General features: G+C 69.1%; 15 protein-coding genes. 4 read left to right on the forward strand and 11 right to left on the reverse strand.

The genetic code is table 11. The features are described 5' to 3' along the window. Positions 1 to 27 precede the first annotated feature (27 nt). The 9 genes from ABT254_RS43435 to ABT254_RS43475 all read right to left on the reverse strand — a co-directional run bounded on the left by ABT254_RS43435 (position 28) and on the right by ABT254_RS43475 (position 16,085). Positions 28 to 1,650 (reverse strand): SpoIIE family protein phosphatase, encoded by a 1,623-nt coding sequence (locus tag ABT254_RS43435; RefSeq protein ID WP_351483235.1) that lies wholly within the window; start codon positions 1,648 to 1,650, stop codon positions 28 to 30. A 71-nt stretch (positions 1,651 to 1,721) separates the two neighbouring features. Continuing rightward, positions 1,722 to 7,100 carry a pullulanase-type alpha-1,6-glucosidase gene (gene pulA / locus ABT254_RS43440; RefSeq protein WP_351483236.1) on the reverse strand — a complete coding sequence of 1,793 codons (5,379 nt, stop codon included), beginning with the start codon at positions 7,098 to 7,100 and terminating at the stop codon, positions 1,722 to 1,724. Between the two features lie 144 nt (positions 7,101 to 7,244). Continuing rightward, positions 7,245 to 8,645 (reverse strand): glycoside hydrolase family 30 protein, encoded by a 1,401-nt coding sequence (locus ABT254_RS43445; RefSeq protein WP_351483237.1) that lies wholly within the window; start codon positions 8,643 to 8,645, stop codon positions 7,245 to 7,247. A gap of 127 nt (positions 8,646 to 8,772) precedes the next feature. Further along, a complete protein-coding gene (locus ABT254_RS43450; protein ID WP_351483238.1) occupies positions 8,773 to 10,146 on the reverse strand; it encodes an alpha-amylase in 1,374 nt (457 codons plus the stop codon). Between the two features lie 123 nt (positions 10,147 to 10,269). Next, positions 10,270 to 10,788 (reverse strand): GNAT family N-acetyltransferase, encoded by a 519-nt coding sequence (locus ABT254_RS43455; RefSeq protein WP_351483239.1) that lies wholly within the window; start codon positions 10,786 to 10,788, stop codon positions 10,270 to 10,272. A gap of 63 nt (positions 10,789 to 10,851) precedes the next feature. Further along, positions 10,852 to 12,528, reverse strand: a complete 1,677-nt coding sequence (locus ABT254_RS43460) for a glycoside hydrolase family 13 protein (RefSeq protein WP_351483240.1) — start codon at positions 12,526 to 12,528, stop codon at positions 10,852 to 10,854. 184 nt (positions 12,529 to 12,712) lie between these two features. After that, the gene (locus ABT254_RS43465) at positions 12,713 to 13,621 is read right to left on the reverse strand and encodes a sugar ABC transporter permease (protein WP_351483241.1); all 909 of its coding nucleotides are present in this window, start codon (positions 13,619 to 13,621) and stop codon (positions 12,713 to 12,715) included. A gap of 13 nt (positions 13,622 to 13,634) precedes the next feature. After that, complete coding sequence (locus ABT254_RS43470; RefSeq protein ID WP_351483242.1) at positions 13,635 to 14,642, reverse strand: carbohydrate ABC transporter permease; 1,008 nt, start codon at positions 14,640 to 14,642, stop codon at positions 13,635 to 13,637. 171 nt (positions 14,643 to 14,813) lie between these two features. Then, a complete protein-coding gene (locus tag ABT254_RS43475; RefSeq protein ID WP_351483243.1) occupies positions 14,814 to 16,085 on the reverse strand; it encodes an extracellular solute-binding protein in 1,272 nt (423 codons plus the stop codon). A 391-nt stretch (positions 16,086 to 16,476) separates the two neighbouring features. On the opposite strand from ABT254_RS43475, the gene ABT254_RS43480 reads away from it, so the two are divergent. Both ABT254_RS43480 and ABT254_RS43485 read left to right on the forward strand, forming a co-directional pair. Beyond that, positions 16,477 to 17,511: a LacI family DNA-binding transcriptional regulator gene (locus tag ABT254_RS43480; RefSeq protein ID WP_351483244.1), complete on the forward strand. Its 1,035-nt coding sequence runs from the start codon at positions 16,477 to 16,479 to the stop codon at positions 17,509 to 17,511. Positions 17,512 to 17,642: 131 nt separating this feature from the next. Continuing rightward, a complete protein-coding gene (locus ABT254_RS43485) occupies positions 17,643 to 18,542 on the forward strand; it encodes a phosphatase PAP2 family protein (RefSeq protein WP_351483245.1) in 900 nt (299 codons plus the stop codon). Between the two features lie 68 nt (positions 18,543 to 18,610). Here ABT254_RS43485 and ABT254_RS43490 read toward each other — a convergent pair whose 3' ends face one another. After that, positions 18,611 to 21,607, reverse strand: coding sequence for a bifunctional [glutamine synthetase] adenylyltransferase/[glutamine synthetase]-adenylyl-L-tyrosine phosphorylase (locus ABT254_RS43490; protein WP_351483246.1), 2,997 nt, complete (start codon positions 21,605 to 21,607; stop codon positions 18,611 to 18,613). A gap of 171 nt (positions 21,608 to 21,778) precedes the next feature. On the opposite strand from ABT254_RS43490, the gene ABT254_RS43495 reads away from it, so the two are divergent. Together ABT254_RS43495 and ABT254_RS43500 are read left to right on the forward strand one after the other, a co-directional pair. Further along, on the forward strand, positions 21,779 to 22,291 hold the full coding sequence (locus tag ABT254_RS43495) for a pyridoxamine 5'-phosphate oxidase family protein (RefSeq protein ID WP_351483247.1): 513 nt from the start codon (positions 21,779 to 21,781) through the stop codon (positions 22,289 to 22,291). A 34-nt stretch (positions 22,292 to 22,325) separates the two neighbouring features. After that, positions 22,326 to 22,766 (forward strand): VOC family protein, encoded by a 441-nt coding sequence (locus ABT254_RS43500; RefSeq protein ID WP_351483248.1) that lies wholly within the window; start codon positions 22,326 to 22,328, stop codon positions 22,764 to 22,766. Positions 22,767 to 22,840: 74 nt separating this feature from the next. On the opposite strand, the gene glnA2 is transcribed toward ABT254_RS43500, so the two are convergent. Next, positions 22,841 to 24,202, reverse strand: a complete 1,362-nt coding sequence (gene glnA2, locus ABT254_RS43505; protein ID WP_099934097.1) for a gamma-glutamylpolyamine synthetase GlnA2 — start codon at positions 24,200 to 24,202, stop codon at positions 22,841 to 22,843. Positions 24,203 to 24,307: the final 105 nt, after the last annotated feature.

The raw sequence follows: 24,307 nt of genomic DNA on the forward strand, positions 1-24,307 counted from the left end.
ATCGAGAACGGCAGCGACAGGGGCAGCCTAATTCCTCAGCTGGAGCGCGAGCATCGCGATGTCGTCCTCGCGGTCGTGCCCGAAGCAGGCCAGGAGGGTGTCGCACAGCGCGTGCAGACCGGGCAGCGCGCCGACGGCAGCCGAGCGGAGCTGCTCCATCGAGAGGCTCAGGTCCGTGCCCCGGGTCTCGATCAGACCGTCGGTGACCATGAGGAGCCGGTCGCCGGGCTCCAGGAACATCTCGGTGGGCGGCGGGTGCGGCAGCCCCAGGCCGAGCAGCGGACCGTCGGCCTTGGCGTACTCGGCGTCGCCGTTGGTGCTCAGGATCAGCGGCGGGATGTGCCCCGCGTTGGCGATCCGGGTGCGGCCCGTACCGGGGTCGATCAGCGCCAGGCAGACCGTGGCGGTGACCTCGGGGTGGTAGTGCTGCAGCATCCGGTCGAGCCGCTCGGCGAGCACGGCCGGGTCGCTCTCCTCGACGCAGTAGGCGCGCAGCGCATGCCGGATCTCGACCATGACGGTGGCCGCCTCCAGCGAGTGGCCCACGACGTCGCCGACCCCGGTGAGCACACCCTCGTCGGTGCGCAGGGCCGCGTAGAAGTCGCCGCCGATCTCGGTCTCCCGGGACGCGGGTACGTAGCGGACCTCGACGTCGATGCCGGGCAGCTCGGGCAGCCGGTGCGGCTGGGGCAGGAAGCTGTGCTGGAGGGTCAGGGCTACATGCCGCTCGACCTGGTACATCAGCAGCGGCTCCGCGGCGAGCGCGGCGGCCTGCGCCAGCTGGGCGACCAGGGCCTCCTCCTCGGGGTTCACCCTGCGCACCCCGCGGGTGGGCGTGGCCAGGCACACGGGCGCCTGGCCGTCCTGGGTGAGGACCAGTGCCAGCCGGGCGTCGTGCTGCATGCCGGGCCGGAAGAACCCCGCGGGCCACAGCGGCGCGGGCACGGTGGTGATCTGCACCCCGGCCTGTCCGCGGGTCAGCCGCCGCAGCAGTCCGGCCACGGTGCGGTGGGCGCCCGCGTCCGGCAGGGCGAGGGAGGTGCGGTCCCGGGAGAGGCCGCTGTACAGCTCGTCGTCCGGGCCGAGGACGAAGACGGCGGCGGGGCCGCCGATGAGCCGCGCGGTGCCGTCGGCGGCGGCGTCGGCGAGTTCCTGCAGGGAGCGCGCGGCCTGGATGGTGACGATCGCCTGGGACAGCATCGTCAGCCGCCGTACCAGCGCCTGGTCGTCGGCCCGCAGCCGGGCGGTGCGCACCGCGGAGCGGACCACCGCCTCGATCTCCTCGGGCTCGGCGGGCACCGTCAGATAGATCTCGGCGCCCGCGTCCAGGCCCTGGCAGCGGTCGCCCGGGGCCGTGGCGGCGGCCGAGAAGTGCACGACGGGCAGGCCCGCCATGTGCGGCCGCTCCTTGAGCCGCCGGCACAGTTCAAAACCGCTCATGTCCGGCAGGTCGATGTCGACGAGGGCCACGTCGGGCAGGGTGCCCTTGCGCAGCCGCACGTCGAGCTCGACGAGCGCCTGCTGGCCGGTGGCGACCGGTACGACCTGGTGTCCGGCCCGGCGCAGCACCGTCCCCATCGCGTACCGGCTGGCCGCGACGTCGTCCACGACCAGCACGGTCGTGTCGGTGAGCTTGCCGTTGAGGTCCATCTTCCAGCCCTGGGGACAACGCCGGTGGGACAGACCGGGATTCGGCCTGTCCCACCAAAGTAATGCCCCTTTCAGGAGATCCGGGAGAATATCGCGACACTGCGCCCCGGAACGGCGAACGTGCCCGAATCCCGCTCATAGGAAGAGCTCTTGACGATAGGGTCGGCGCCCGCCGTCTGCACCGGGTGCAGTCGGTAGCCGGTACCGGCCAGGGAGTCGACGCGCTGCTCCTGCCTGCTCGGCGTCGCGTTGAAGACGACGACCAGGTCACCCAGCTTCATGGTGATCACGCCGGGCGTCTCGTCCTTCCCCGACAGCGGGAAGGACAGCTTCGACTGCACCTGCGCGGCCGTGCCGAGCGAGAAGACACCGTCCGTCGAACGGATCTTCAAGAGGTCCTGGTAGGCGGCCGAGGCACCCTCGATCTGCGGGCAGCCCACCCGCACCGAGCTCAGCAGCGGCTTCGCGTACGGCCACTTGGACTGGTTGTCGGCCGCCATCGGCAGCCCCCGCCCGAAGCCGTTGCCGTCCGTGCAGTTCCAGTGGATGGCGTTGAACCAGTCGCCGCTGTCGAACGAGTTGCGGTCCAGGGACTTGGAACGCAGCAGGTCGGAGCCCGCCTGCGAGAGGGACGGCCCCTGCGAGAGGGTGGCCGTCGCCATCGCGAGGACCTGCATGCGGGCCCGGTCGGCGGCGCTCGTCGAGGCGGGCAGCTTGTAGGTGAGGGCGTCGAAGAGGGACTCGTTGTCGTGCGCGTCGGCGTAGGCGACGGCGTCTCCGGGTGCGTCCGCGTAGCCGGCCGGCTGGCCGTTGTAGTCGACCTCCGCGCCGGTGACCTCCTTGCCGCCGGTGTCGGTGAAGCGGTACTTGGCCAGGTTTCCGGACAGACCGACCTTGATCAGGTCCTGGTAGTGCAGCAGCCGGGCCTTCTGCTCGGCCGAAGTGCCGTTCGCGGTGGACGAGTTGGGGTCGGTGTACAGACCGGAGGCGAAGCCCTGGACGCCGGGGTCGGGGTCGAAGGGGCTGCCGCCGCGCACGGCGTCACGGGCGCGGTCCGAGAAGGTCGCGATGCCCGTCCCCGCCATGTTCTTCTGCGTGGCCTGCACGAAGCGGGCGTCGTCGGCGACCTCGCCGAAGTTCCAGCCCTCGCCGTACATGATGATCTTCTTGCCGTCGACGCCGTCCTTAGCGAGGGTCAGCGCGTCGAGCGCGTGGCGCACGGCGAGGATGTTGGCCTTCGGCTGGTGTCCCATGAGGTCGAAGCGGAAGCCGTCGACCTTGTACTCCTTGGCCCAGGTGACGACCGAGTCGACGACCAGCTTGCCCATCATGGAGTTCTCGGTGGCCGTGTTCGCACAGCAGGTGCTGTTGGCGACCGAGCCGTCCGCGAGGAGCCGCTGGTAGTAGCCGGGCACCACCTTGTCGAGGACGCTGGTGTCGGCCTGACCGGCGGCCGCCGTGTGGTTGTAGACGACGTCCATGACGACCCGCAGACCGTCCTGGTTCAGCCCCTTCACCATCTTGCGGAACTCGACGGTACGGCCGGAGCCGTCCGGGTCGGTCGCGTACGAGCCCTCGGGGACCGTGTAGTGGAAGGGGTCGTAGCCCCAGTTGTAGGCGTCCTTCGCGGCGGTCTTCGCGACGCACTCCTGCTGTTTGTCGGAGTCGGCGGCGTAGGAGGCGAGGTCGCAGTCCGGCGTCGCCTGGTCTCCCTTCTTCTCCGGGACGGTCGCGAAGTCGAAGGCGGGCAGCAGATGGACGTACGACGTGCCCGACTTCGCCAGCGCGCGCAGGTGCTTCGAGCCGTCGCTGTTGCGGTCCGTGAAGGCGAGGTAGGTGCCCTGGTCCTTGGCCGGCACGGTCTTGTCCGCGACGGAGAAGTCCCGGATGTGCAGCTCCTGGATCTGGGCGTCCTTCAGGGGTACGGCCTTGGGCTTGGCGAGGCTCGACCAACCGCTGGGGGCAAGAGCCTTGTCGTCCAGGTCGACGACGAGGCTGCGCCCGGAGTCCGCGGTGAGGGCGACCGAGTACGGGTCGGTGACCTTGTTGGTGACGACCTTGCGGACGCTGGGCGCCCACACCTTCACGACGTACCGGTAGGGCTTGTTCTTCCAGGACGCCGGGCCGGTGACGGACCAGACACCGGTGGAGTCGTCGCGCTTCATCTTCTTGAGCGAGCCGTCGAGCCCCACTGCCACGTTCTGCGCGGTCGGCGCCCATACGGCGAGCGTGGGACGCCCCTGGTGGAACGTCGGACCCAGGTCGGCCTTGGTCGCGCCCGCGTACACGTCGTCGAGCACACCGGCGATCTGGACACCCGTCGCCGCGAGCACGGCGCCGTTCGCGGCCCGCTGGGAGGCGACGATCTGGCCGTCGAGGGCCTCGCGCACCCGGTCACGGTCGCGCGGGTCGACGGACCAGGCCGAGTAGGCCTTCAGATGCGGGAACCTGGCCTTCTGGGCGTCGGTGAGCGTGGTCTTCGCAAGGCGCAGCCAGCGCTCGTCGTCGCTGGTCAGCGCGGAGTCCTTCACGGCGATCGAGCCGTCGTGGGAGTACAGCAGCTGGGTGGAGACGGCGGCGTCGGAGCCGTTCCAGGCGACCGTGTTCCGGTCGATCCAGACGGCCTTGGAGGTGCTCAGGTCGAGCGCGGCGGCGGAACCGGCGGGCTGCGGCAGCAGGTACTTCTCCTGGCCGTTCAACAGCCACACCTCGTAGCCGCCCGCCTTGAGGTCGAGCGACTGGTCGGCCGGGAGGTCCTTCTCGTCGCCCTTGTGGACGATGTAACTGAGGCTGGTGGCACCGTCGCTGAGCGGCACCTCGAAGACCGCGCCGTAGGCGTCGGTCTTCACCGGCTTCAGCGGGCTCGACCAGTCGGTGGGGTTCGCGGCGCCGGTCCAGACGTGCAGTCCCCAGCCGTCGTAGTTCCCGTCGGCGCGGTGGTAGTGGATGACCGCCTTGGACTTGTCCTGCGCCGGGTAGTCGGGCCGAGTCGTCTGCACGGCCTCCTTGCCCTGCTCGATCCAGACCTCACCGGTCTTGGTGACGTCGATGGTGCGGTCGGTGGAGACGTCCTTGTTGCCGTCCTTGTCGACGACCAGGAAACCGACGCTGGAGGCGCCCGGCTTCAGCTTGACGTAGGCGAAGGCGCCGTAGGCGTCACGGCCGACGAAGGGGTGCCCGGCCGGCCAGGTGGTCGACTCGCCGTCGGCGAGGTCGCCCCAGGCATACAGGCCCCACTTGTCGTAGTCGCCGTCGGTGCGCTTGTAGTGGACGATCGCGTAGTCGCGCGAGGAGGCGGTGGGGGTTTCCGTGGCGGGCGGGGTGCCGGTGGTGGACGCGGCGGCGGCGCTCGCCGTGCGCCCGGCGGAGTCGACGACAACCGCCTTGTAGCGCAGGGCGGTTCCGGCCGGGACGTCCTTGCCGATGACCTGCGTGACCTTGTACGGGGCGTGGTCGGCGGAGCCCAGGACCTTCCACTTGCCGCCGCCGACCTGGGCGGCGAAGACGACGCGGTTGAGCTGTCCGCCGTCGACGTCCGCGGAGAGTTCCACGGTGCCGGTGGCGCCGGCGTCGGGGGCCTTCAGGGTGAGGGTGGGTGCGGTGGTGGGCTTGGCGAGCTTGCCCGCCGCCTTGAGGACGACCGCCGAGCCGGCCGGGACGGTGACCGTGATCTTCTTGTCGGCGTCGGAGGTGACGTCGTCCGAAGTCCCGTAGATACCACGGAACTTCATGTCCGCCGAGCCGGTCGCGAAGGTCGCCGCCTTCGCCTCGCCGGCGTTGTTCAGGGCGACGACGTACTCCTGGCCGGTCCTGGGGTCCGTACGCGAGAAGGCGTAGACACCGGAGCCGTCGGCCGCGTACCGCTGCGTCTGGATTCCGTCGGTGAGGGCGGGGTTGTCCCTGCGCAGCTTGCTCAGCGCGGCGATCTGCTCGTACAGCGGGGCGCTCGTGTCGTACGAGTCGCTCGCGTGGGTGCGGTCGGTGCCGATCTCGTCGTCGTCGAGGTAGTCGGCGACCTTGGAGGCAAACATCGTCTGGCGGGCGTCCTTGTCGCCGCCGGAGCCGGTGAAGCCCTGCTCGTCGCCGTAGTAGACGACCGGGTTGCCGCGGCTGAGGAACATCACCTCGTTGGCGAGCTCGTCCTTCTTGAGGATCTCGTCATCGGTGGCCTTGGGGTTGTCCTGCTTGAGGAAGTACCCGATGCGGCCCATGTCGTGGTTGCCGAGGAAGGTGACCTGCTCGTACGCGTTGGCCTTGTCGGTCGTGTACTTGTAGTCGTCACCGAAGAGCGAGGCCAGCTTCTGCGCGCTGCCGCCCTGGGAGGCATAGCTGCGGGCCGCGTCCTGGAAGGGGAAGTCGAGGGTGGCGTCGAGGCGGCCCTGGGTGACGTACGGCGAGGTGATCGAGGTGTCGGCGGAGTAGACCTCGCCGAACATGAAGAAGTTCTTGCGCCCCTGCCTGGCCGCGTAGGCGTCGAGGGCGGTCGCCCACTGGGTCCAGAAGTCCATGTCGACGTGCTTGACGGTGTCGATCCGGAAGCCGTCGATGTCGAAGTCGCGCACCCAGCGCTCGTAGATCTTCTCCATGCCCCGCACGACCTCGGGACGCTCGGTCCACAGGTCGTCGAGGCCGCCGAAGTCCCCGTACGTGGCGCTCTCACCGGCGAAGGTGGAGTCACCGCGGTTGTGGTACATCGTCGGGTCGTTGAGCCAGGCCGGGACCTTGGCGTTCTTGTCGGCGGCGGTGACGGTGGGCGTGCGCGGGAAGGAGCCGGTGTCGACGGCGGGGAACTCCTTGCTGCCGTCCGCGTAGTCGGCGTCGTCGAAGGGGCGGCCGTCCTTGGTCAGGTACGGGAAGGCCCCTTTGGAGAGGTAGTCGTAGGACTTCTCCTTGTAGTCGACGACGTCGGCGGTGTGGTTGGTGATGACGTCGAAGAAGACCTTCATGCCCTTGGCGTGCGCCTTGGAGATGAGGGTCGCGAGGTCCTTGTTGGTGCCGAAGTGCGGATCGACCTGGGTGAAGTCCGTGATCCAGTAACCGTGGTAGCCGGCCGAGGCGTTGCTCCCCGTCCCCTGCACGGGACGGTTCTTGAAGATCGGGGCCATCCAGATGGCGGTGGTGCCGAGGCCCTTGATGTAGTCCAGCTTCTTCGTCAGGCCCTTGAGGTCGCCGCCTTGGTAGAAGCCCTTGTCGGTGGGGTCGTAGCCGGTGGCCAGGCGGGAGCCGGTCAGCCCGCCCCTGTCATTGCTCGGGTCCCCGTTGGCGAAACGGTCCGGCATGACGAAGTAGAACTGCTCGCGGGTGTCGTCGTGCCGGGCGGGCGCGGCTGCCAGCTTCGCGTCGGAGGGCGGCGGGGGCGGGGAGGCCGCCTGCGCGGCCAATGGCTGGATCAGGGCGGCGGCAACGGCCACGACGGTGACGGCCGCGACCCGTCTCGCTCTCGGTATCACAGGCGAAACTCCTTGCGATGACGGCTCTGTTGGGTCCGACCCCGCGCGACCGTATCGCTGACGCAAGGTTTACAGCAAGAGGCTTGAAAGTCACAGCAAGGAATTTCACGAGCAACCTGAGTGACACCTGGAAGTGAGCCGGCTCTATCGCCTGAGGGTGTAGGTGACCAGCGCCCGGGCCGGCACCGTGGTGGTCAGTGAACTCTTGCCGACCGCCACGGTCTGCTGTTGCGCCGTGCTGTGTGTGGCGTCAGTCAAATACGGAGTCGCCGTCCCTTTCGCGATCCCCGTGTTCTTCAGGTCGAAGGTCACCGGAGTGGCGCTGGTGGAGGTGTTCAGTGCTACGACGGTCACGGTCCCGTCGGTGTTGCGGAATGCCGACAGCTCGAGGTCGGTGTCGGAGGTGGTGGCGCCGATGCGGGTGGCTCCCGGGCGGATGAAGCGGCTGTAGTTGGCCATCGCCCACAGGCGCTTGGAGACGTGGTAGCTGTCGCCGTCCATCTGGATCAGACCTCGGGTGGCGCCCAGCGAGGCGCCGTACCAGTACACGTAGCCGCTGGTGTTGCCCTTGGTGAGGGCGTCGTGGATGGCGGAGGCGACGGTGAAGCCGTCGTAGCCGCTGCCGTCGTCCCAGTTCTCGTTCCAGGTGGTGCCGTCGGGGGACCACTCCGACATCCAGGTGCGCTTGTGCGTGGGCAGCGGACCGTCGACCTTGCTGGCGTAGGTGTGGCCGGTGTGGGTGGTGACGTAGCCCCGCGCCGTCGGGTCCGCCTCGATCGCGCTGCTGTAGGCCTTCTCCTCGTCCCAGCCGAAGGAGTCGCAGCAGGCGAGCTTGTACCCGGCCGCGCGGGCGATCGGGCCGAAGGTCTTGATGAACTCGACGGCCTGGGCGGGGGTCAGGCGCATGGAGTCGTATGTCGCCGTCCAGTCGGGTTCATTGGTGAACCCGAGGTCGGTGATGCGGATGCCCTCCTGGCGGTAGAACCGGGCGTACTGGACCAGGAAGTTCGCGTACGCCTTCTTCCAGTCGCCGCTCGCGCAGGTGGCACCGGACAGGCCGCACAGGGTGCCGCCGTCGGCGTCCGTCCCGTTGGTCTTCATATAGCCGGGGGCCGTCCAGGCGTCGGCGTAGAAGCGGTTCACGCCGTAGGCCTTGGCCTGCTTGGCCAGCCACACCTGGCCCTTGTCGATGCCGTCCCAGGTGTACTTGGGGGTCGCGTTCGGGCCGCCCGGATCGGTGGGCTGGATGCCGGAGTCGATGCCCAGGCGCAGGATGCTGAGCCCCGCGCCGGTGCTGCGGTTGAGCAGCAGGTCGAGGATCTCCTTCTGGTGCTGGGCGGATAAGCCCTGCGAACCGTTCATGATGGCGGCCCGTCCGAAGTGCTCGGAGAACCCGAAGCCGTCGATGGGCTGGTACGTGGTCGAGCCGTTGATGGTCGCCGAGGTGGCGACGGCCGGCTGCGGCAGGGCGGCCGCGGTGGTGGCGGCGGCCGTCAGCAGGGCCGCCGAGGACGTCAATGCCCACTTTCTGAACCTGCGCTGCATGATGCTCCCTTCGCGGGAACGCCGCCTGGGAGCGCTCCCAAAGACATCAGGGAACGTAGGACGACACTCGTTGAGCGTCAATCCCACGTTCCCCTTTGGTGGCTGTGGATCCGCTGTTCTCCGTCGCTCAGCAGCTCGACTTGCCGGCGTAGATCGCCAGGGCGGTGTTGGAGCCGAGAGTGGCCGTGAACTGCCCGCTGGAGTTCACCGTCACGAGCGTGTTGTTCTGCACGTTGCAGTACGTCCCGGCAGGCAACGACGTCTGGTACGTCCGGCTCAGCGAACCGGACTCGTGGTTGATCGCCACGAACCCCTTGTTGCCGCGGCCGAAGGCGATGGCGTTGTTGCCGTTGTCCCACCAGTTGGTCACCGACTGGCCGCGGGTGGCGTTGCGGAAGGCGACCATGCGGATGATCTCGGGCCAGGCGTGCTGGCACTTCCAGCCGTCCTGCCAGCAGGCGTTGACCTGGCCGTTGTTGGGCGGGCCCGCGTCCTTGTCGGACCATTCGTAGCCGGAGTTGATGTCGGGGGAGCCGTACGGGTAGGCGAGCATGAAGACGTTGGCGAGGGTGTAGTTCGCCCCGTCCTTGTAGTTCAGGGTCGAGCCGTTGCGCTCGGTGTCGTGGTTGTCGACGAAGACACCCGCCACCGAGCTGTTCATATAGCCCCAGCCCTCGCCGTAGTTGGTGAGGTAGGCCAGCTTCTCGTTGTTGAAGACCCGCTTGAGGTCGTAGGCGTAGCGGAACTCCTGCACATCGCCGTTGCCGGTGTACTCGGTGGGCTGGACGGCCTCTCCGGCGCCGTAGATGACCTCCTGCTTCCAGTACACCGACGGGTTGCTCAGCCGGGACTTGATGTTGGCGAGGTCGGTGGCCGGAATGTGCTTGGCGGCGTCGATGCGGAAGCCGTCGGCGCCGTAGCCGAGGAGGCTGTTCATATAGCCGGCGATGGTGGCGCGGACGTACTCCTCGCCCGTGTCCAGGTCGGCGAGGCCGACGAGTTCGCAGTTCTGGACGTTGGCGCGGTTGGTGTAGTCGCTGATGGTGGCCGTGCAGTCGTCCATGTCGTACGAGGAGTACAGGCCCGGGTAGTTGTACTTCGTGTACGAAGAGCCGCCGGTGCCGGTGCCGCTGCCCGCCGTCATGTGGTTGATGACCGTGTCGACGACTACCTTCACTCCTGCCGCATGACAGGTATTGATCATGTTCTTGAAGGCGGTCGCGTCTCCGAGCCGACCCGCGATCTTGTAGCTCACCGGCTGGTACGAGGTCCACCACTGCGAGCCCTGTATGTGCTCGGCGGGCGGGCTGACCTGGACGTAGCCGTAGCCGGCGGGGCCGAGGGTGTTGGTGCACTCCTTGGCGACGGAGGCGAAGTTCCACTCGAAGAGGACGGCGGTGACGTCCTTGGTGCCGGGCGGGGTCGCGTCCGCGGTGGTCGGGGTCATGACAAAGGCGGCCGCCGTGAGGGCGACGGCCGCCGAGAGGGATCTGCGGGCCATGTGGGGGCTCCTTCACCGTTGAAGGCTCTTGCAGCAACTTTCCCGCAAACTTGCGGTGACGGAGATGTTAAAGGCCCGCCGGCTGAAAAGGCAGCGGTCCGTGTGAAGTTGATGCAAGAACTTTCATGACCCGGCAGCCGACAGCCGATAGAGCACCTGGGGCTGCCCGAACTGGACGAACCGCTCGGTGAGTGTGGCGCCCAGGGCGTCGAGGAGCTTGCGGGAACGCGTGTTGGCCTCCTGGGTGACGGCGACGAGGTCCGCTCCCGGGCGGATGGCCAGAGCCCAGTCGGCGGCGGCCGCCACCGCCTCGCGGGCGTACCCGAGACCCCAGTGTTCGGGCAGCAGTTGATACGAGAGCTCGGTACGGCCCTCCCGCGCCCCCGGCTCCACCAGCACGGAACCGATGACGAGGCCGTCCGCCCTCCGTACGACACTGAGGAGCCCCGGCGCGCCCACGCACCGCTGCTCGCGGGCACGTACCAAGCCCTCGTCGGCCGGGCCGCCGAGGTGGCGACGCACATCGGGGTCGGTCCACAGACGGACGTGGGCCGGGACGTCCGGTGGCTCAACGGGGCGCAGGAGCAGGCGTGGTGTCGTGAGGGACGCGGGCCATTGGGGGAAGGCGGGTCTGTCGGACATGACGGTGAGCATCGCAGAGGCCTGCCACCCGGTCGGGCGGCAGGCCTCCGGAAAGTGACGGGGTCAGACCGTCGTGAACCAGACCGTCGTGTCCGCCGGGACCTTGGTCTCGCCGTCCGCGTCGGTGACCTCGCCGCTGGTGAGCAGGACGCGGCCGTACGTCGGGGTGGTCACCGACTCGCCGCTGGTGTTCGCGACGCACACGAACTCCCCGCGCCGGAAGGCGAGTACGCCCTCGGGGGCGCGCAGCCACTCCACCGTGTCGCCCGCGCCGAGGTCGGGCTGTTCGCGGCGGACGGCGAGGGCGGCGCGGTACAGCTCGAGGGTCGAGCCCGACACGCCGGTCTGCGCCTCGACGCTCAGCTCGCCCCAGCCCTCGGGCTGCGGGAGCCAGCTGCCGCCGTCGCCGAAGCCGTACGAGGATCCTGTGCGCGTCCACGGGATGGGCACCCGGCAGCCGTCGCGGAAGCCGTCCTGGCCGGCGCCGCGGAAGTACGCCGGGTCCTGGCGCACCTCGTCCGGGAGGTCGACGACGTCCGGGAGGCCGAGTTCCTCGCCCTGGTAGACGTACGCCGAACCGGGCAGCGCCAGCATCAGCAGGGTGGCGGCCCTGGCACGCCTGAGGCCGAGCGCGCGGTCGCCGGCCAGGCGGATCTGGGTGCCGAGGCCGGGCGGGTTGGCGAAGCGGGTGGCGTGGCGGGTGACGTCGTGGTTGGACAGGACCCAGGTGGCGGGGGCGCCGACCGGGCGCATGGCCTCCAGGGTGCGGTCGACGACCTTGCGGAGTTCGTCCGCGTCCCAGTCGGTCGACAGGTACTGGAAGTTGAAGGCCTGGTGGAGTTCGTCCTGGCGGACGTAGTTGGCGGTGCGCTCGACGGTCGGGGTCCAGGCCTCGGCGACGAAGATGCGCTCGCCCGAGTACTCGTCGAGGATGGTGCGCCACTGGCGGTAGATCTCGTGCACGCCGTCCTGGTCGAAGAACGGCATGACATCGTTGCCCAGCAGTTTCAGCTGCTCGTGGGAGCCGAGGTCGGGCAGGCCCTCCGCCTTGACCAGGCCGTGGGCCACGTCGATACGGAAGCCGTCGACGCCCATGTCGAGCCAGAAGCGCAGGATCGAGCGGAACTCGTCGCCGACCGCCGGGTGCTCCCAGTTGAAGTCGGGCTGCTCGGGGGCGAAGAGGTGGAGGTACCACTCCCCCGGTGTGCCGTCCGGCTCGGTGACGCGTGTCCACGCCGGGCCGCCGAAGATGGACTCCCAGTCGTTGGGCGGGAGTTCGCCGTTCTTCCCCTTGCCGGGGCGGAAGTGGTAGCGCTCGCGGAGCGGCGATCCGGGCCCTTCCCGCAGCGCCCGCTTGAACCACTCGTGCTGGTCGGAGGAGTGGTTGGGGACGAGGTCGACGATGATCCTCAGGCTCAGCTCGTGGGCGTCGCGGATCAGCGCGTCGGCGTCGAGGAGATTGCCGAACATGGGGTCCACGGCCCGGTAGTCGGCGACGTCGTAGCCGGCGTCGGCCTGCGGGGAGGCGTAGAAGGGGCTGAGCCACACGGCGTCCACGCCGAGGTCGCGCAAGTACGGGAGTCGGGAGCGTACGCCTTCCAGATCGCCCATGCCGTCACCGTTGCTGTCGGCGAAGCTGCGCGGATAGACCTGGTAGATCACCGCGTCCCGCCACCAATCGCTGCGCTTGGCTTTGGCGGAGTTCGGTGCCGGGGCGATGGCGGTGTGCTGCTGGCTCATGGCGTCCTTGGTACGTAAGGGGGTGGGGTCATGGGCGTTGTGCGTAAGTGCGGAGGACGACGAGGCGGCCGCGGTCACAGCGGGGTCGGATGGAGACCGCGGCCGCCTCGGGTTTTGGTGCGGCGCCGTCGTGGCTGGTCGCGCAGTTCCCCGCGCCCCTTCGGGGCGCTGTTGAACCGGCGTTCTAGCCCTTGGTGCCGCCGGCGGTAAGCCCGGTCACCAGGTTCTTCTGCACGAGGTAGAAGAACGCGGACACGGGTATCGCGATCAGCACCGCGGTGGCGGCCATCAGGTTGCGTTGGGCGTCGTGCTGGCTGACGAAGGTCTGCAGGCCGACGGCGAGCGTGTACTTCTGGTCGTCGAGCATGAACGTGGTGGCGAAGGCGACCTCGCCGAAGGCCGTGATGAAGCTGTAGAAGGCGGCGACCGCGAGGCCCGGCTTGGCGAGCGGCAGGATCAGCCGTGCGAACGTGCCGAAGGGGGTCAGCCCGTCGACGCGTCCCGCCTCGTCGATCTCGAACGGGATGGTGTCGAAGTAGCCCTTGAGCAGCCAGGCGCAGTACGGCACCGCGGTCGAGCAGTAGACGAGGATCAGCCCGAGGTAGCTGTCGATGAGGCCGAGGTCCGACAGGATCTGGTACATCGGCACCATGAGTACGGCCACCGGGAACATCTGCGTGACCAGGAGCACCCACATGAACTTCCGGTAGCCCGGGAAGCGCATCCGCGAGACGGCGTAGCCGGTGGTCGCGGCGACGAGGACGCCGAGCACGGTGGTGCCGAGGGAGACGATCAGCGAGCTCTTCAGCCAGTCGAAGAAGCTCGTGTGCTGCAGGACGAACGAGTAGTTGTCGAACGTCATCTTCTTCCAGATGCCGCCCGGGTGGAGGTAGTCGTCCTTGTCCGGGCCGAGGGAGAGGAAGACGAGCCAGGCGATCGGGAAGAGCGCGATGACGCTCCCGGCGATCAGGATGCCGTGGGAGGCGAGGGACGCCGCGAGGCTGCGCTCGCCGCGGTTTCGGACCTTGCGGGGGTCCTGCGCCGAGCCGTCCTTGGTCACCGCGGCGGAGGTTTCGACAGTGGTCGTACTCATGGGAACTCCTGCCTCAGACCGCGAGCTGCTGCTCATTGCGGTTCAGCCAGCGGCGGTAGAACGAGGTGAAGACGATCAGGATGGCCAACAGCAGGATGCCGTAGGCGGCCGACTGCGCGAAGTCACGCGGCTGCTGTCCGAAGCCGAGGAAGTAGGCCCAGGTGACGAGGATCTGGGCGTCCGGGGCGCCGGTCGGGCCGAACAGCAGGAAGATCACGGCGAACTGGTTGAAGGTCCAGATGATGCCGAGGAGCACGACGGTGGAGCTGACGGACCTCAGGCCCGGCAGGGTGACGTACCTAAATCGCTGCCAGGCGCTCGCGCCGTCCATCTCGGCGGCCTCGTAGAGGGAGGCGTCGATGGACTGGAGTCCGCCGAGCAGCGAGATCATCATGAACGGCACACCGCACCAGGTGTTGACCATGATCGCCGCGAACCGCTGCCAGAAGGTGTCCTCCAGCCAGTCGGGCGTCGGCAGGTGCAGTGTGTGGAGGAAGCTGTTGAGGATGCCGCCGTCGGAGAGCATGATGCGCCAGCCGAAGACGGTGACGAAGGTGGGCACGGCCCAGGGCACGATGAGCAGCAGCCGGTAGAGCGTGCGTCCGCGCATCTTCTGGTTGAGCAGCAGCGCGAGGCCGAGCCCGATCGTGTAGTGCAGGGCGACGCACAGGGCCGTCCAGACGACCGTCCAGATGAAGTGCGACCAGAAGCGGTCGTACGACAGCGGGCCGAACAGGATGTCCTTGTAGTTGTCCAGGCCGATGAACTTGTAGGTGGCGTCGATGTGATTGACGCCGATCGTGCGCGCGGTGTTCAGGCTGTTGGCGTCGGTGAGGGTGAGGTACAGGCCGTACGCCAGGGGGTACAGCACGAGGACCCCGAGCACGACGACCACCGGGGCGATCATCGCGTACGCGTACCAGTACTTCTGGTAGCTGCGCTTGAGGCGCCCGCCCAACCCGGGCCGTGGCGCGCGGTCACCGTGGCGTTTGCCGGTGGCGCGGTCGATGGCGACTGTCATGTTCGACACCTTCTGGGGAGTTCTACGGCCTGGGAAGTTCTACGGCAGTGCGAAGTGGCCGGGCGGCTGGGCACAGGCCGGTGACCGCCGGGTCCGTCCCCCCATGGAAGTGGGGGTCCCCCCGCTCGAGCGAATTCGAGAGTGGGGGAGGACCCGACGGTCACTCGGGGCTTACTTGCTGAAGTCCGGCACCAGCTTGGCGATGGCCAGTTCGGCGTTGCTCAGGCCCTTGTCCAGGGACTCCTTGCCGTCGGCGATCTTCGGCAGCTCGGTGTCCAGCGGGCCCCACAGGGAGCTGTACTCGGGCAGCGCGGGGCGCGGCTGGGCGGAGGACAGGACCGTCTGGTAGCCGGCGATGCCCGGGTCGGCCTTGACCTCGGCGGTGTAGGCGTCGTCGCGGGTCGGCAGCGTGGAGTTCTTCAGGGCGATCTCCGTCTGGGACTTCGCGGAGGTCATGAAGTTGACGAACTTCAGGGCCGCCTTCTGGTGGGCGGAGTCCGAGCCGGCGTAGACGGACAGGTTGTGGCCGCCGGTGGGGGCGCCCGCCTTGCCGGTGGAGCCGGCCGGGACGGTGGCGATGCCGAGGTTGGACTTGTCCTTGAAGGCGGAGCCCTTGTAGAAGTTCGTGATCTCCCAGGGGCCCTGGATGATCGAGGCGACCTTGCCGTTGACGAAGGCGTCCTGGATGTGGGCGTAGGCGTCCGCGGTGGTGTCGGCCTTGTGCAGGCCCTGTCCCTTGAAGAGGCTCAGCCAGGTGCCGTAGGCCTTCTTCGCGGGCGCCGAGTTCACGGTGATCTTCTTGGCGCCGGCGTCGACGGTGTCGGTGCCCTCGCCGTAGAGGAAGGTCTGCGCGTAGTAGGACTGGGTGGAGCCCCAGTAGCCGTAGACCTTGGCCTTGGAGTCGATCTTGGCGGCGTCGGCCTTCAGCTCGTCCCAGGTCTTGGGGGCCTCGGTGATGCCGGCCTTCTTGAAGAGGGCCTTGTTGTAGACGAGGGCGAGGGTGTCGGTGACGAACGGCACGCCGTAGGTCTTGCCCTCGTACTGGGCCTGCTTGATCAGGCTGGGCTGGAACTTGCTCTGGTCCTTGAGGGCCTCGGTGCCGTCCAGCGGCAGCAAGTAGCTCTTCTTGGCGAAGGCGGGGGTCCAGCCGACCTCGGAGCGCAGCACGTCCGGGGCGCCCTTGGAGCCGGCGGCGGTGTCGAACTTGTTCTGCGCCTGGTCGAAGGGGACGTTGACGTACTTGACCTTGATGTCCTTGTTGGCGGCCTCGAACTGCTTGATCAGGGCCTGGTACGTCGGCGCCTCATTGGTGGCGTTGGAGGTGTCCCACCAGGTGATGGTGACCGGACCGCTGGCCTTGTCGCCGCTGTCGCTTCCGCCGCAGGCCGTCGCTGCGAGGGCGAAGGACGCCACCAGCGCGGTGGCCGCTATGCCACGCCGCATGAGTTCTCCTTGAGGGTGAAAGCCCGTGTTTGCAGGTGCGGCCCCGTCTGCCGTTCCTGCTGTCGTGCCGACTGCGCCGTTGCCGCCGCCGGGCGACGTGAACGTAACAGCGTTGAAAGCTGCGCGAAAGGTCTTGCAGCAAAAAATTGCAAGACGGCTCGAGAGTTACCGCCTCGTGACCTCTCCTCGACCCCCGCGCAACCGAGTATTGAAGCCGCTGAGCGGGCCGTGGGAGTCTTGTGCAAGACTCTGCAAGCTCTTGCCGAACCAGGCGCCCACCAGAACACGAGGGACCGCGATGACGCAGCAACCCGCTCGGGGCCGTGCAACCGCTCGTGCTCGGCGCCCGATTGGTGTGCAAAGTGACGGTCGGCCGGTACAGTCCACCCCTGTGACCACACGGCTTGCCGACATCGCTGCTCAGGCGGGGGTGAGCGAAGCGACCGTCAGCCGCGTCCTCAACGGCAAGCCGGGCGTCGCCGCCACCACCCGCCAGTCCGTGCTCGCCGCACTCGATGTGCTGGGCTACGAGCGCCCGGTGCGGCTGCGGCAGCGCAGCGAGGGCCTGGTGGGCCTGATAACCCCGGAACTGGAGAACCCGATCTTCCCGGCGCTGGCGCAGGTGATCGGCCAGGCCCTGACCCGGCAGGGCTACACCCCGGTGCTCGCCACCCAGACCCCCGGCGGATCCACCGAGGACGAGCTGACGGAGATGCTCGTCGACCGCGGGGTCGCCGGCATCATCTACGTCTCCGGACTGCACGCCGACACCACCGCCGACATGGAGCGCTACGAGCGGCTGCGCGCGCAGGGCGTGCCGTACGTCCTGGTGGACGGCTTCTCTCCGAAGGTGCAGGCGCCGTTCATCTCCCCCGACGATCGCGCGGCGATGACACTGGCGGTCACCCACCTGGTGTCGCTGGGACATGTGCGGATCGGTCTGGCCCTCGGCCCCAAGCGCTTCGTGCCGGTGCAGCGCAAGATCGAGGGCTTCGTGCGCTCGATGCAGGACCAGACCGGCCTGGGCACGCAGACGATCGAGACGGAACTCGTCCAGCACTCGCTGTACACCCTGGAGGGCGGACAGGCCGCCGCCACCGCGCTGATCGGCCGTGACTGCACGGCGGTGGTGTGCGCGAGCGACATGATGGCGCTCGGTGCGATACGGGCGGCGCGGCAGCTCGGCCTCGAAGTGCCGCGGGACGTCTCGGTGGTGGGCTTCGACGACTCCCCTTTGATCGCCTTCACCGACCCGCCGCTGACCACGATCCGCAAGCCGGTCCCGGCGATGGGACAGGCGGCGGTGCGTACGTTGCTGGAGGAGATCGGCGGGACTCCTGCGCCCCACAGTGAGTTCGTGTTCATGCCGGAGCTGGTGGTGCGTGGTTCGACCGCTTCGGCGCCTGGGGACCGGACTCGTCCCTAGGGCGGAGAAACCTCGAGTTCGCGCAGTGCGTCGGGAGTAGGCGCACACGTCCGTCTGTTGTAGAACATGCGGGCCGAACCCGACCGCGGGATGATCGGTCGCAGAAGGCGTTTCTGGCAGACTTTGTGCCCATGGGTGACTCGACCGTGACCAGTCTGGACGACCGTGAACAGACGGCCGCCCCCGACTCTCTCACGGCCGCCAACGGGCCGGAATTCCTGCGCCGGCTGCGTACCCCGCGCCGACCCCACCTCTGGTTCGAGATCGTTCTGATCGCGGTGAGTTACTGGACGTACTCACTGATCCGCAACGCGGTTCCGGAACAGCGCGGCCAGGCGCTGCGCAATGCCGACTGGCTGTGGCGGACGGAGCACCACCTCGGCATCGCCGTGGAGGAGTCGGTCAATCACACCGTGAACTCGGTGACTTGGCTGATCGTCGGCATGAACTACTACTATGCGACGCTGCACTTCGTGGTGACGCTGGGTGTGCTGGTGTGGCTCTACCGTAGCCACCCGGGCCGCTATGCGGCGACGCGTCTGGTGCTGTTCGCGACCACGGGTGTCGCTCTGGTCGGTTACTACCTGTATCCGCTGGCCCCGCCTCGGTTGATGACCGGCAGCACCTTCATCGACACGGTGATGGTCCACCAGACCTGGGGGTCGATGGCCTCCGGGGACCTGAAGCACGTGTCGAACCAGTACGCCGCGATGCCGTCCATGCACATCGGGTGGTCGGTGTGGTGCGGGCTGACGATCTTCGCGCTGGCCAGGGTGCCGTGGGTGCGGGTTCTTGGTCTCTTGTACCCGGTGGTGACGCTGACGGTGATTGTCGCTACCGCCAATCATTTCTGGCTGGATGCGGTGGGCGGTCTGCTGTGCCTGGCGTTCGGCTTCGCGGTGGCGCGCGTCTGGTACGGGGTGCTGCCGTATGCGCTGCCGGAAGTGCCGGCCATCAGTCGCGTGCAGCGCCATCGTGGCTTGTCGCGCCCCGCGGCGGAGCCGCACATGGACACAGCCCCGCGCCCCTGAGGGGGCGCCCCGTCAGGGGCGCGGGGAACTGCGCGAGCAACCACAACGCACCCGCAGCCGGATCGTCCCTACGCCCCGTAGAACAGCGCCTCCACCACGGCCCGGGCCCTCCGCCCCGTACGGCGATACGCGTCCAGCATGTCCCCCACATGCCCGTCCCCATACCCCAAGTACCTCCCCACCGCGGCCAGTTCACGCCCGCCCGAAGGGAAGGTGTCCCCCGCGCGGCCGCGCACCAGCATCACGGCGTTGCGCACGCGGGTGGCCAGGACCCAGGCCTCGTCCAGGATCGAGGCGTCCTCGACCGAGATCAGCCCGGCCGAGGCCGCGGCCGCCAGTGCCTCCCGGGTGCGGGTGGTGCGCAGGCCCGGCTCGGCCCAGCCGTGTTGCAGTTGCAGCAGCTGCACGGTCCACTCGACGTCGGACAGGCCGCCGGGCCCCAGCTTGGTGTGCAGCTTGGGGTCGGCGCCGCGGGGCAGCCGCTCGGACTCCATGCGGGCCTTCAGGCGCCGGATCTCCCGTATGGCGTCGTCCCCGAGCCCCTCCGCCGGATACCGCAGCGGATCGATCAGCTCGATGAAGGACCGCCCCAGCTCCTCGTCCCCGGCGACCGGCTCGGCCCGCAGCAGCGCCTGGGACTCCCAGACCAGGGACCAGCGGCGGTAGTAGGCCTCGTACGACTTCAGGGTCCGCACCAGCGGGCCGGACTTGCCCTCGGGCCGCAGGTCGGCGTCGATCAGCAGCGGCGGGTCCGCGCTCGGGATCTGCAGCAGCCGCCGCATCTCGGAGACGACCCGGTTCGCGGCCTCCGAGGCCTCCTGCTCGGGCACGCCCTCCCACGGCTCGTGCACGAAGATCACGTCCGCGTCGGAGCCGTAGCCCAGCTCGTGTCCTCCGAAGCGGCCCATGCCGATCACGGCGAACCGGGTCGGCAGGGTGTCGCCCCAGCCGTCGCGCACCACCGCGCGCAGCGTGCCCGCCAGGGTCGCGGCCGTCAGGTCGGACACCGCGCCGCCGACCAGGTCCACCAGCGCGCCCTGGTCGGCCTCGGCGGGCTGGGTCTCGGTGCCGTAGGAGCCGACGATGTCGGCGGCGGCCGTACGGAACAGCTCGCGGCGGCGGACGCCGCGGGCCGCGGTGACCGCCTGCTGCGCGTTCTCCGCGCGGCCGACGGCGGCCAGGATCTCCTGCTCCAGCTGAGCGCGCTCGCGCGGCTCCAGCCCCCCGCCGTCGCCGTCGCCGAGCAGGGCCACCGCCTCGGGGGCGCGCATCAGCAGGTCGGGGGCGAGGCGCCCGGCGGACAGCACGCGGGCGAGGTTCTCGGCGGCCGCGCCCTCGTCCCGCAGCAGCCGCAGATACCAGGGGGTCTTGCCGAGCGCGTCGGAGACCTTGCGGAAGTTGAGCAGGCCCGCGTCCGGGTCGGCGGAGTCCGCGAACCAGCCGAGGAGCACGGGCAGCAGGGTCCGCTGGATGGCGGCCTTTCTGGTCACTCCGGAGGCCAGCGCCTCCAGGTGGCGCAGGGCGGCGGCCGGGTCGCCGTACCCGAGCGCGACCAGCCGCTCGCGGGCCGCCTCCGGGCTCAACCGGGCCTCGCCGGGGGCGAGTTGGGCGACCGCGTCGAGCAGTGGGCGGTAGAAGAGCTTCTCGTGCAGACGGCGTACGACGGCCGCGTGTCGCCGCCATTCGCGGTTGAGCTCGGCGACCGGGTCGACGCGCAGGCCGAGCGAGCGCCCGATGCGCCGCTGGTCCGCCTCGTCCTCCGGCACGAGGTGCGTGCGCCGCAGGCGGTACAGCTGGATGCGGTGCTCCATGGACCGCAGGAAGCGGTAGGCCTCGTCGAGCTGCACGGCGTCGGCCCGGCCCACGTACCCGCCCGCCGCCAGCGCCTGCAGCGCGTCCAGGGTGGTGCCGCTGCGCAGTGCCACGTCCGCCCGCCCGTGCACCAGCTGCAGCAGCTGTACGGCGAACTCGACGTCCCGCAGGCCTCCGGGGCCCAGCTTCAGCTCGCGGTCGATCTCGGCGGCGGGGATGTTCTCGACGACCCGGCGGCGCATCTTCTGGACGTCGGCGACGAAGTTCTCCCGCTCGGCGGCCTTCCAGACGAGGGGTTCGAGGGCGGCGACGTACTCCTCGCCGAGCTCGAGGTCGCCGGCCACCGGGCGGGCCTTGAGCAGCGCCTGGAACTCCCAGGTCTTGGCCCAGCGCTGGTAGTAGGCGAGGTGGCTGGAGAGGGTGCGCACCAGCGGGCCGTTTCTGCCCTCGGGGCGCAGATTGGCGTCGACCGGCCAGATCGACCCTTCAACCGTCGTCTCGGAACAGATCCGCATCATGTGCGAGGCCAGCTTGGTCGCGGAGCGCAGGGCCTTGCCCTCGTCGGCCCCGTCGACGGCCTCCCCCACGAAGATCACGTCGACGTCGGAGACGTAGTTGAGCTCATGGCCTCCGCACTTGCCCATCGCGATGACCGCCAGCCGGCACAGCGCGGTGTCCTCGGGGGCCGCGGCGCGGGCGATGGCGAGGGCGGCGCGCAGGGTGGCGGTGGCGAGGTCGGCGAGTTCGGCGGCGGTCTCGGCGAGGTCGGTGGTACCGCAGACGTCGCGGGCGGCGATGGACAGCAGGCAGCGGCGGTAGGCGACGCGCAGGGAGACGGGGTCGGTGGCCTCCGCGAGGCCCCGCTCGAACTCCTCCACCCCCGGGTGCAGGTCCCGCGGCTCGTAGGTGACCAGCGCCTCCCAGTCGCGCGGGTGCCGGGCCAGATGGTCGGCGAGCGCGGCGGACGCGCCGAGCACGCCGAGCAGCCGGTCGCGCAGCGGCTTGGCCGCTATCAGCGTGTCGAGCAGCTCGCGGCGCGCGGTGGGGCCCGGCTGGGCCTCCAGGAGCCGTACCAGACCGAGCAGCGCCAGGTCCGGGTCGGCGGTCGCGCCCAGCGCGTCGAGCAGCACCGGGTCGTCCCGCACGTGCATGAGCTCCACGCTGTCCAGCAGCCGCTCGGCGGCGGAGGGATCGGTGAAACCGTGCCGCAGCAGCCGCGTGAAGGTACTGCTCCTGCGCCCGGGCACCGTCATCCCCGTCCTCCTGTCGGATCAAGGTCGTACTGGCCCGAGCCTAACCGGAGACTCTGACACAAGCGCCGGGGCGGACGGCCGATGAGTTCGCCCGGCGGACGGGGTCTCTTCTCCGTAGAGGTGTCCGCAGAGATTTCCGTAGGGATTCTCCGGTACGAGGAGTGACAGCCCATGGCGGCCGACGACCCGCAGACCCGTCTCGATGCCCGCTACAGCGACCCGAAGGCCACCGCGACCGCCTGGTCCGAGGCCGAGGCGCAGCTCGCGCGTGCCGAGCTGTTCTGGATCTCGACCGTGCGGCCGGACGGACGACCGCATGTGACACCGCTGCCCGCCGTGTGGGCGGACGGCGCACTGCACTTCTGCACGGGTCCCGAGGAGCGCAAGGCGAAGAACCTCGCGGCCAGTCCGCATGTCGTGCTGACGACCGGCAGCAACAGCTGGAACAAGGGCTACGACCTGGTGGTGGAGGGCGAGGCGGTGCGGGTGTCCGAGGACGGCCGGCTGCGCGAGCTGGCCGCCGCGTGGGAGGCGAAGTACGGCAGCTTCTGGCACCTCGAGGTGCGGGACGGGGCGTTCCACCACGGTGGCGGGCGTGCGTTCGTATTCTCTGTGGCGCCCCGCACCGTTTTCGGCTTCGGTAAGGGGGAGCCGTTCAGCCAGACGCGGTGGCGATTCGAGTGACGTACGACCGACGCAACGACAAGGGAGTCGCTCCATGGAGATGAGCCTCGAAGTGATCCTGCTGCCGGTCTCGGACGTGGACCGGGCCAAGGAGTTCTACCGGGACAAGGTCGGCTTCCATGTGGACCTCGACGGCGAGGTGATGGAGGGGGTGCGGATCGTGCAGCTCACCCCGCCCGGCTCGGGGTGTTCGATCGCGCTGGTCGACGGGCTGCAGGTGCCGACCGGGACACCGCAGCCGGGGACGTACCACGGTATGCAGCTGTGTGTGACGGACGCGAAGGCGGCCTACGAGGAACTCAGCGCCCGAGGCCTGGACATCAGCGAACCCGTCCAGTTCGCCCCCCAGGACGGCGCGACGTTCATGTACTTCAAGGACCCGGACGGCAACGGCTGGGCGATCCAGGAGTACAAGCGCCGGGAGACGGAACCCCTGCACAAGGTCCTGGCCGACCTGGCCGCCCAGCGGCAGTAGCCGACGAAGGCCGCGGCGCATCGGCGCCGCGGCCTTCCCGTGCGTTCCGTGAGCGGAGAGCCGGAGGTCCGGATCTAGAGAACCGGCAGGTTCTTCCGCAGCTCGAACGCGGTGACCTCGCTGCGGTACTCCTCCCACTCCTGGCGCTTGTTGCGCAGGAAGAAGTCGAAGACGTGCTCGCCCAGGGTCTCGGCGACCAGGTCGCTGCGCTCCATGAGGGTCAGGGCCTCGCCCAGGTTCTGGGGCAGCGGCTCGATGCCCATCGCGCGGCGCTCGGCGTCCGAGAGGGCCCAGACGTCGTCCTCGGCGCCCGGCGGGAGCTCGTAGCCCTCCTCGATGCCCTTCAGGCCGGCGGCCAGCAGGACCGCGTAGGCCAGGTACGGGTTGGCGCCGGAGTCAAGGGAGCGGACCTCGACCCGCGCGGAGCCGGTCTTGCCGGGCTTGTACATCGGGACGCGGACCAGGGCCGAGCGGTTGTTGTGGCCCCAGCAGATGTAGGAGGGGGCCTCGCCGCCGGCGCCGGCGGTGCGCTCCGAGCCGCCCCAGATGCGCTTGTAGGAGTTCACCCACTGGTTGGTGACGGCGGAGATCTCCGCCGCGTGCTTGAGCAGGCCCGCGATGAAGGAGCGGCCGACCTTGGAGAGCTGGTACTCCGAGCCTGACTCGTAGAACGCGTTCCGGTCGCCCTCGAAGAGGGACAGGTGCGTGTGCATGCCGGAGCCCGGGTGCTCCGAGAAGGGCTTGGGCATGAAGGTCGCCTGGACGCCCTGCTCCAGCGCCACCTGCTTCATGACCAGGCGGAACGTCATGATGTTGTCCGCCGTGGACAGGGCGTCGGCGTAGCGGAGGTCGATCTCCTGCTGGCCGGGGGCGCCCTCGTGGTGGGAGAACTCGACCGAGATGCCCATCGACTCCAGCATGGTGATCGCCTGGCGGCGGAAGTCCATGCCGATGTTCTGGGGGGTGTGGTCGAAGTAGCCGGAGTTGTCGGCGGGCGTCGGGCGCGTGCCGTCCAGCGGGCGGTCCTTCAGCAGGAAGAACTCGATCTCCGGGTGGGTGTAGAAGGTGAAACCCAGGTCGGAGCCGCGCGTGAGGGCACGCTTGAGGACATAGCGCGGGTCCGCGAAGGACGGGGAGCCGTCCGGCATGAGGATGTCGCAGAACATGCGGGCGGTGCCGGGGGCCTCGGCGCGCCAGGGCAGGATCTGGAAGGTCGACGGGTCCGGCTTGGCGATCATGTCGGACTCGTATACGCGGGCGAAGCCCTCGATGGCCGAGCCGTCGAAGCCGATGCCCTCGTCGAAGGCCTGTTCCAGCTCGGCGGGGGCCACGGCGACGGACTTGAGGAAGCCCAGCACGTCCGTGAACCACAGCCGTACGAACCGGATGTCGCGCTCCTCCAGTGTCCGGAGCACGAACTCCTGCTGCTTGTCCATCTTCCGCTTCCCCATCCTTGCTGGTCAGGCCGCCTGTCTCCGTGTCCCGCAGGAGGCGGTCGGGCACCTGAGCATCACACCACAACAGCATTTCGTCCGCGTTGC

This window comes from Streptomyces sp. NPDC001137 (assembly GCF_040298885.1).
Taxonomy (GTDB): Bacteria; Actinomycetota; Actinomycetes; order Streptomycetales; family Streptomycetaceae; genus Streptomyces.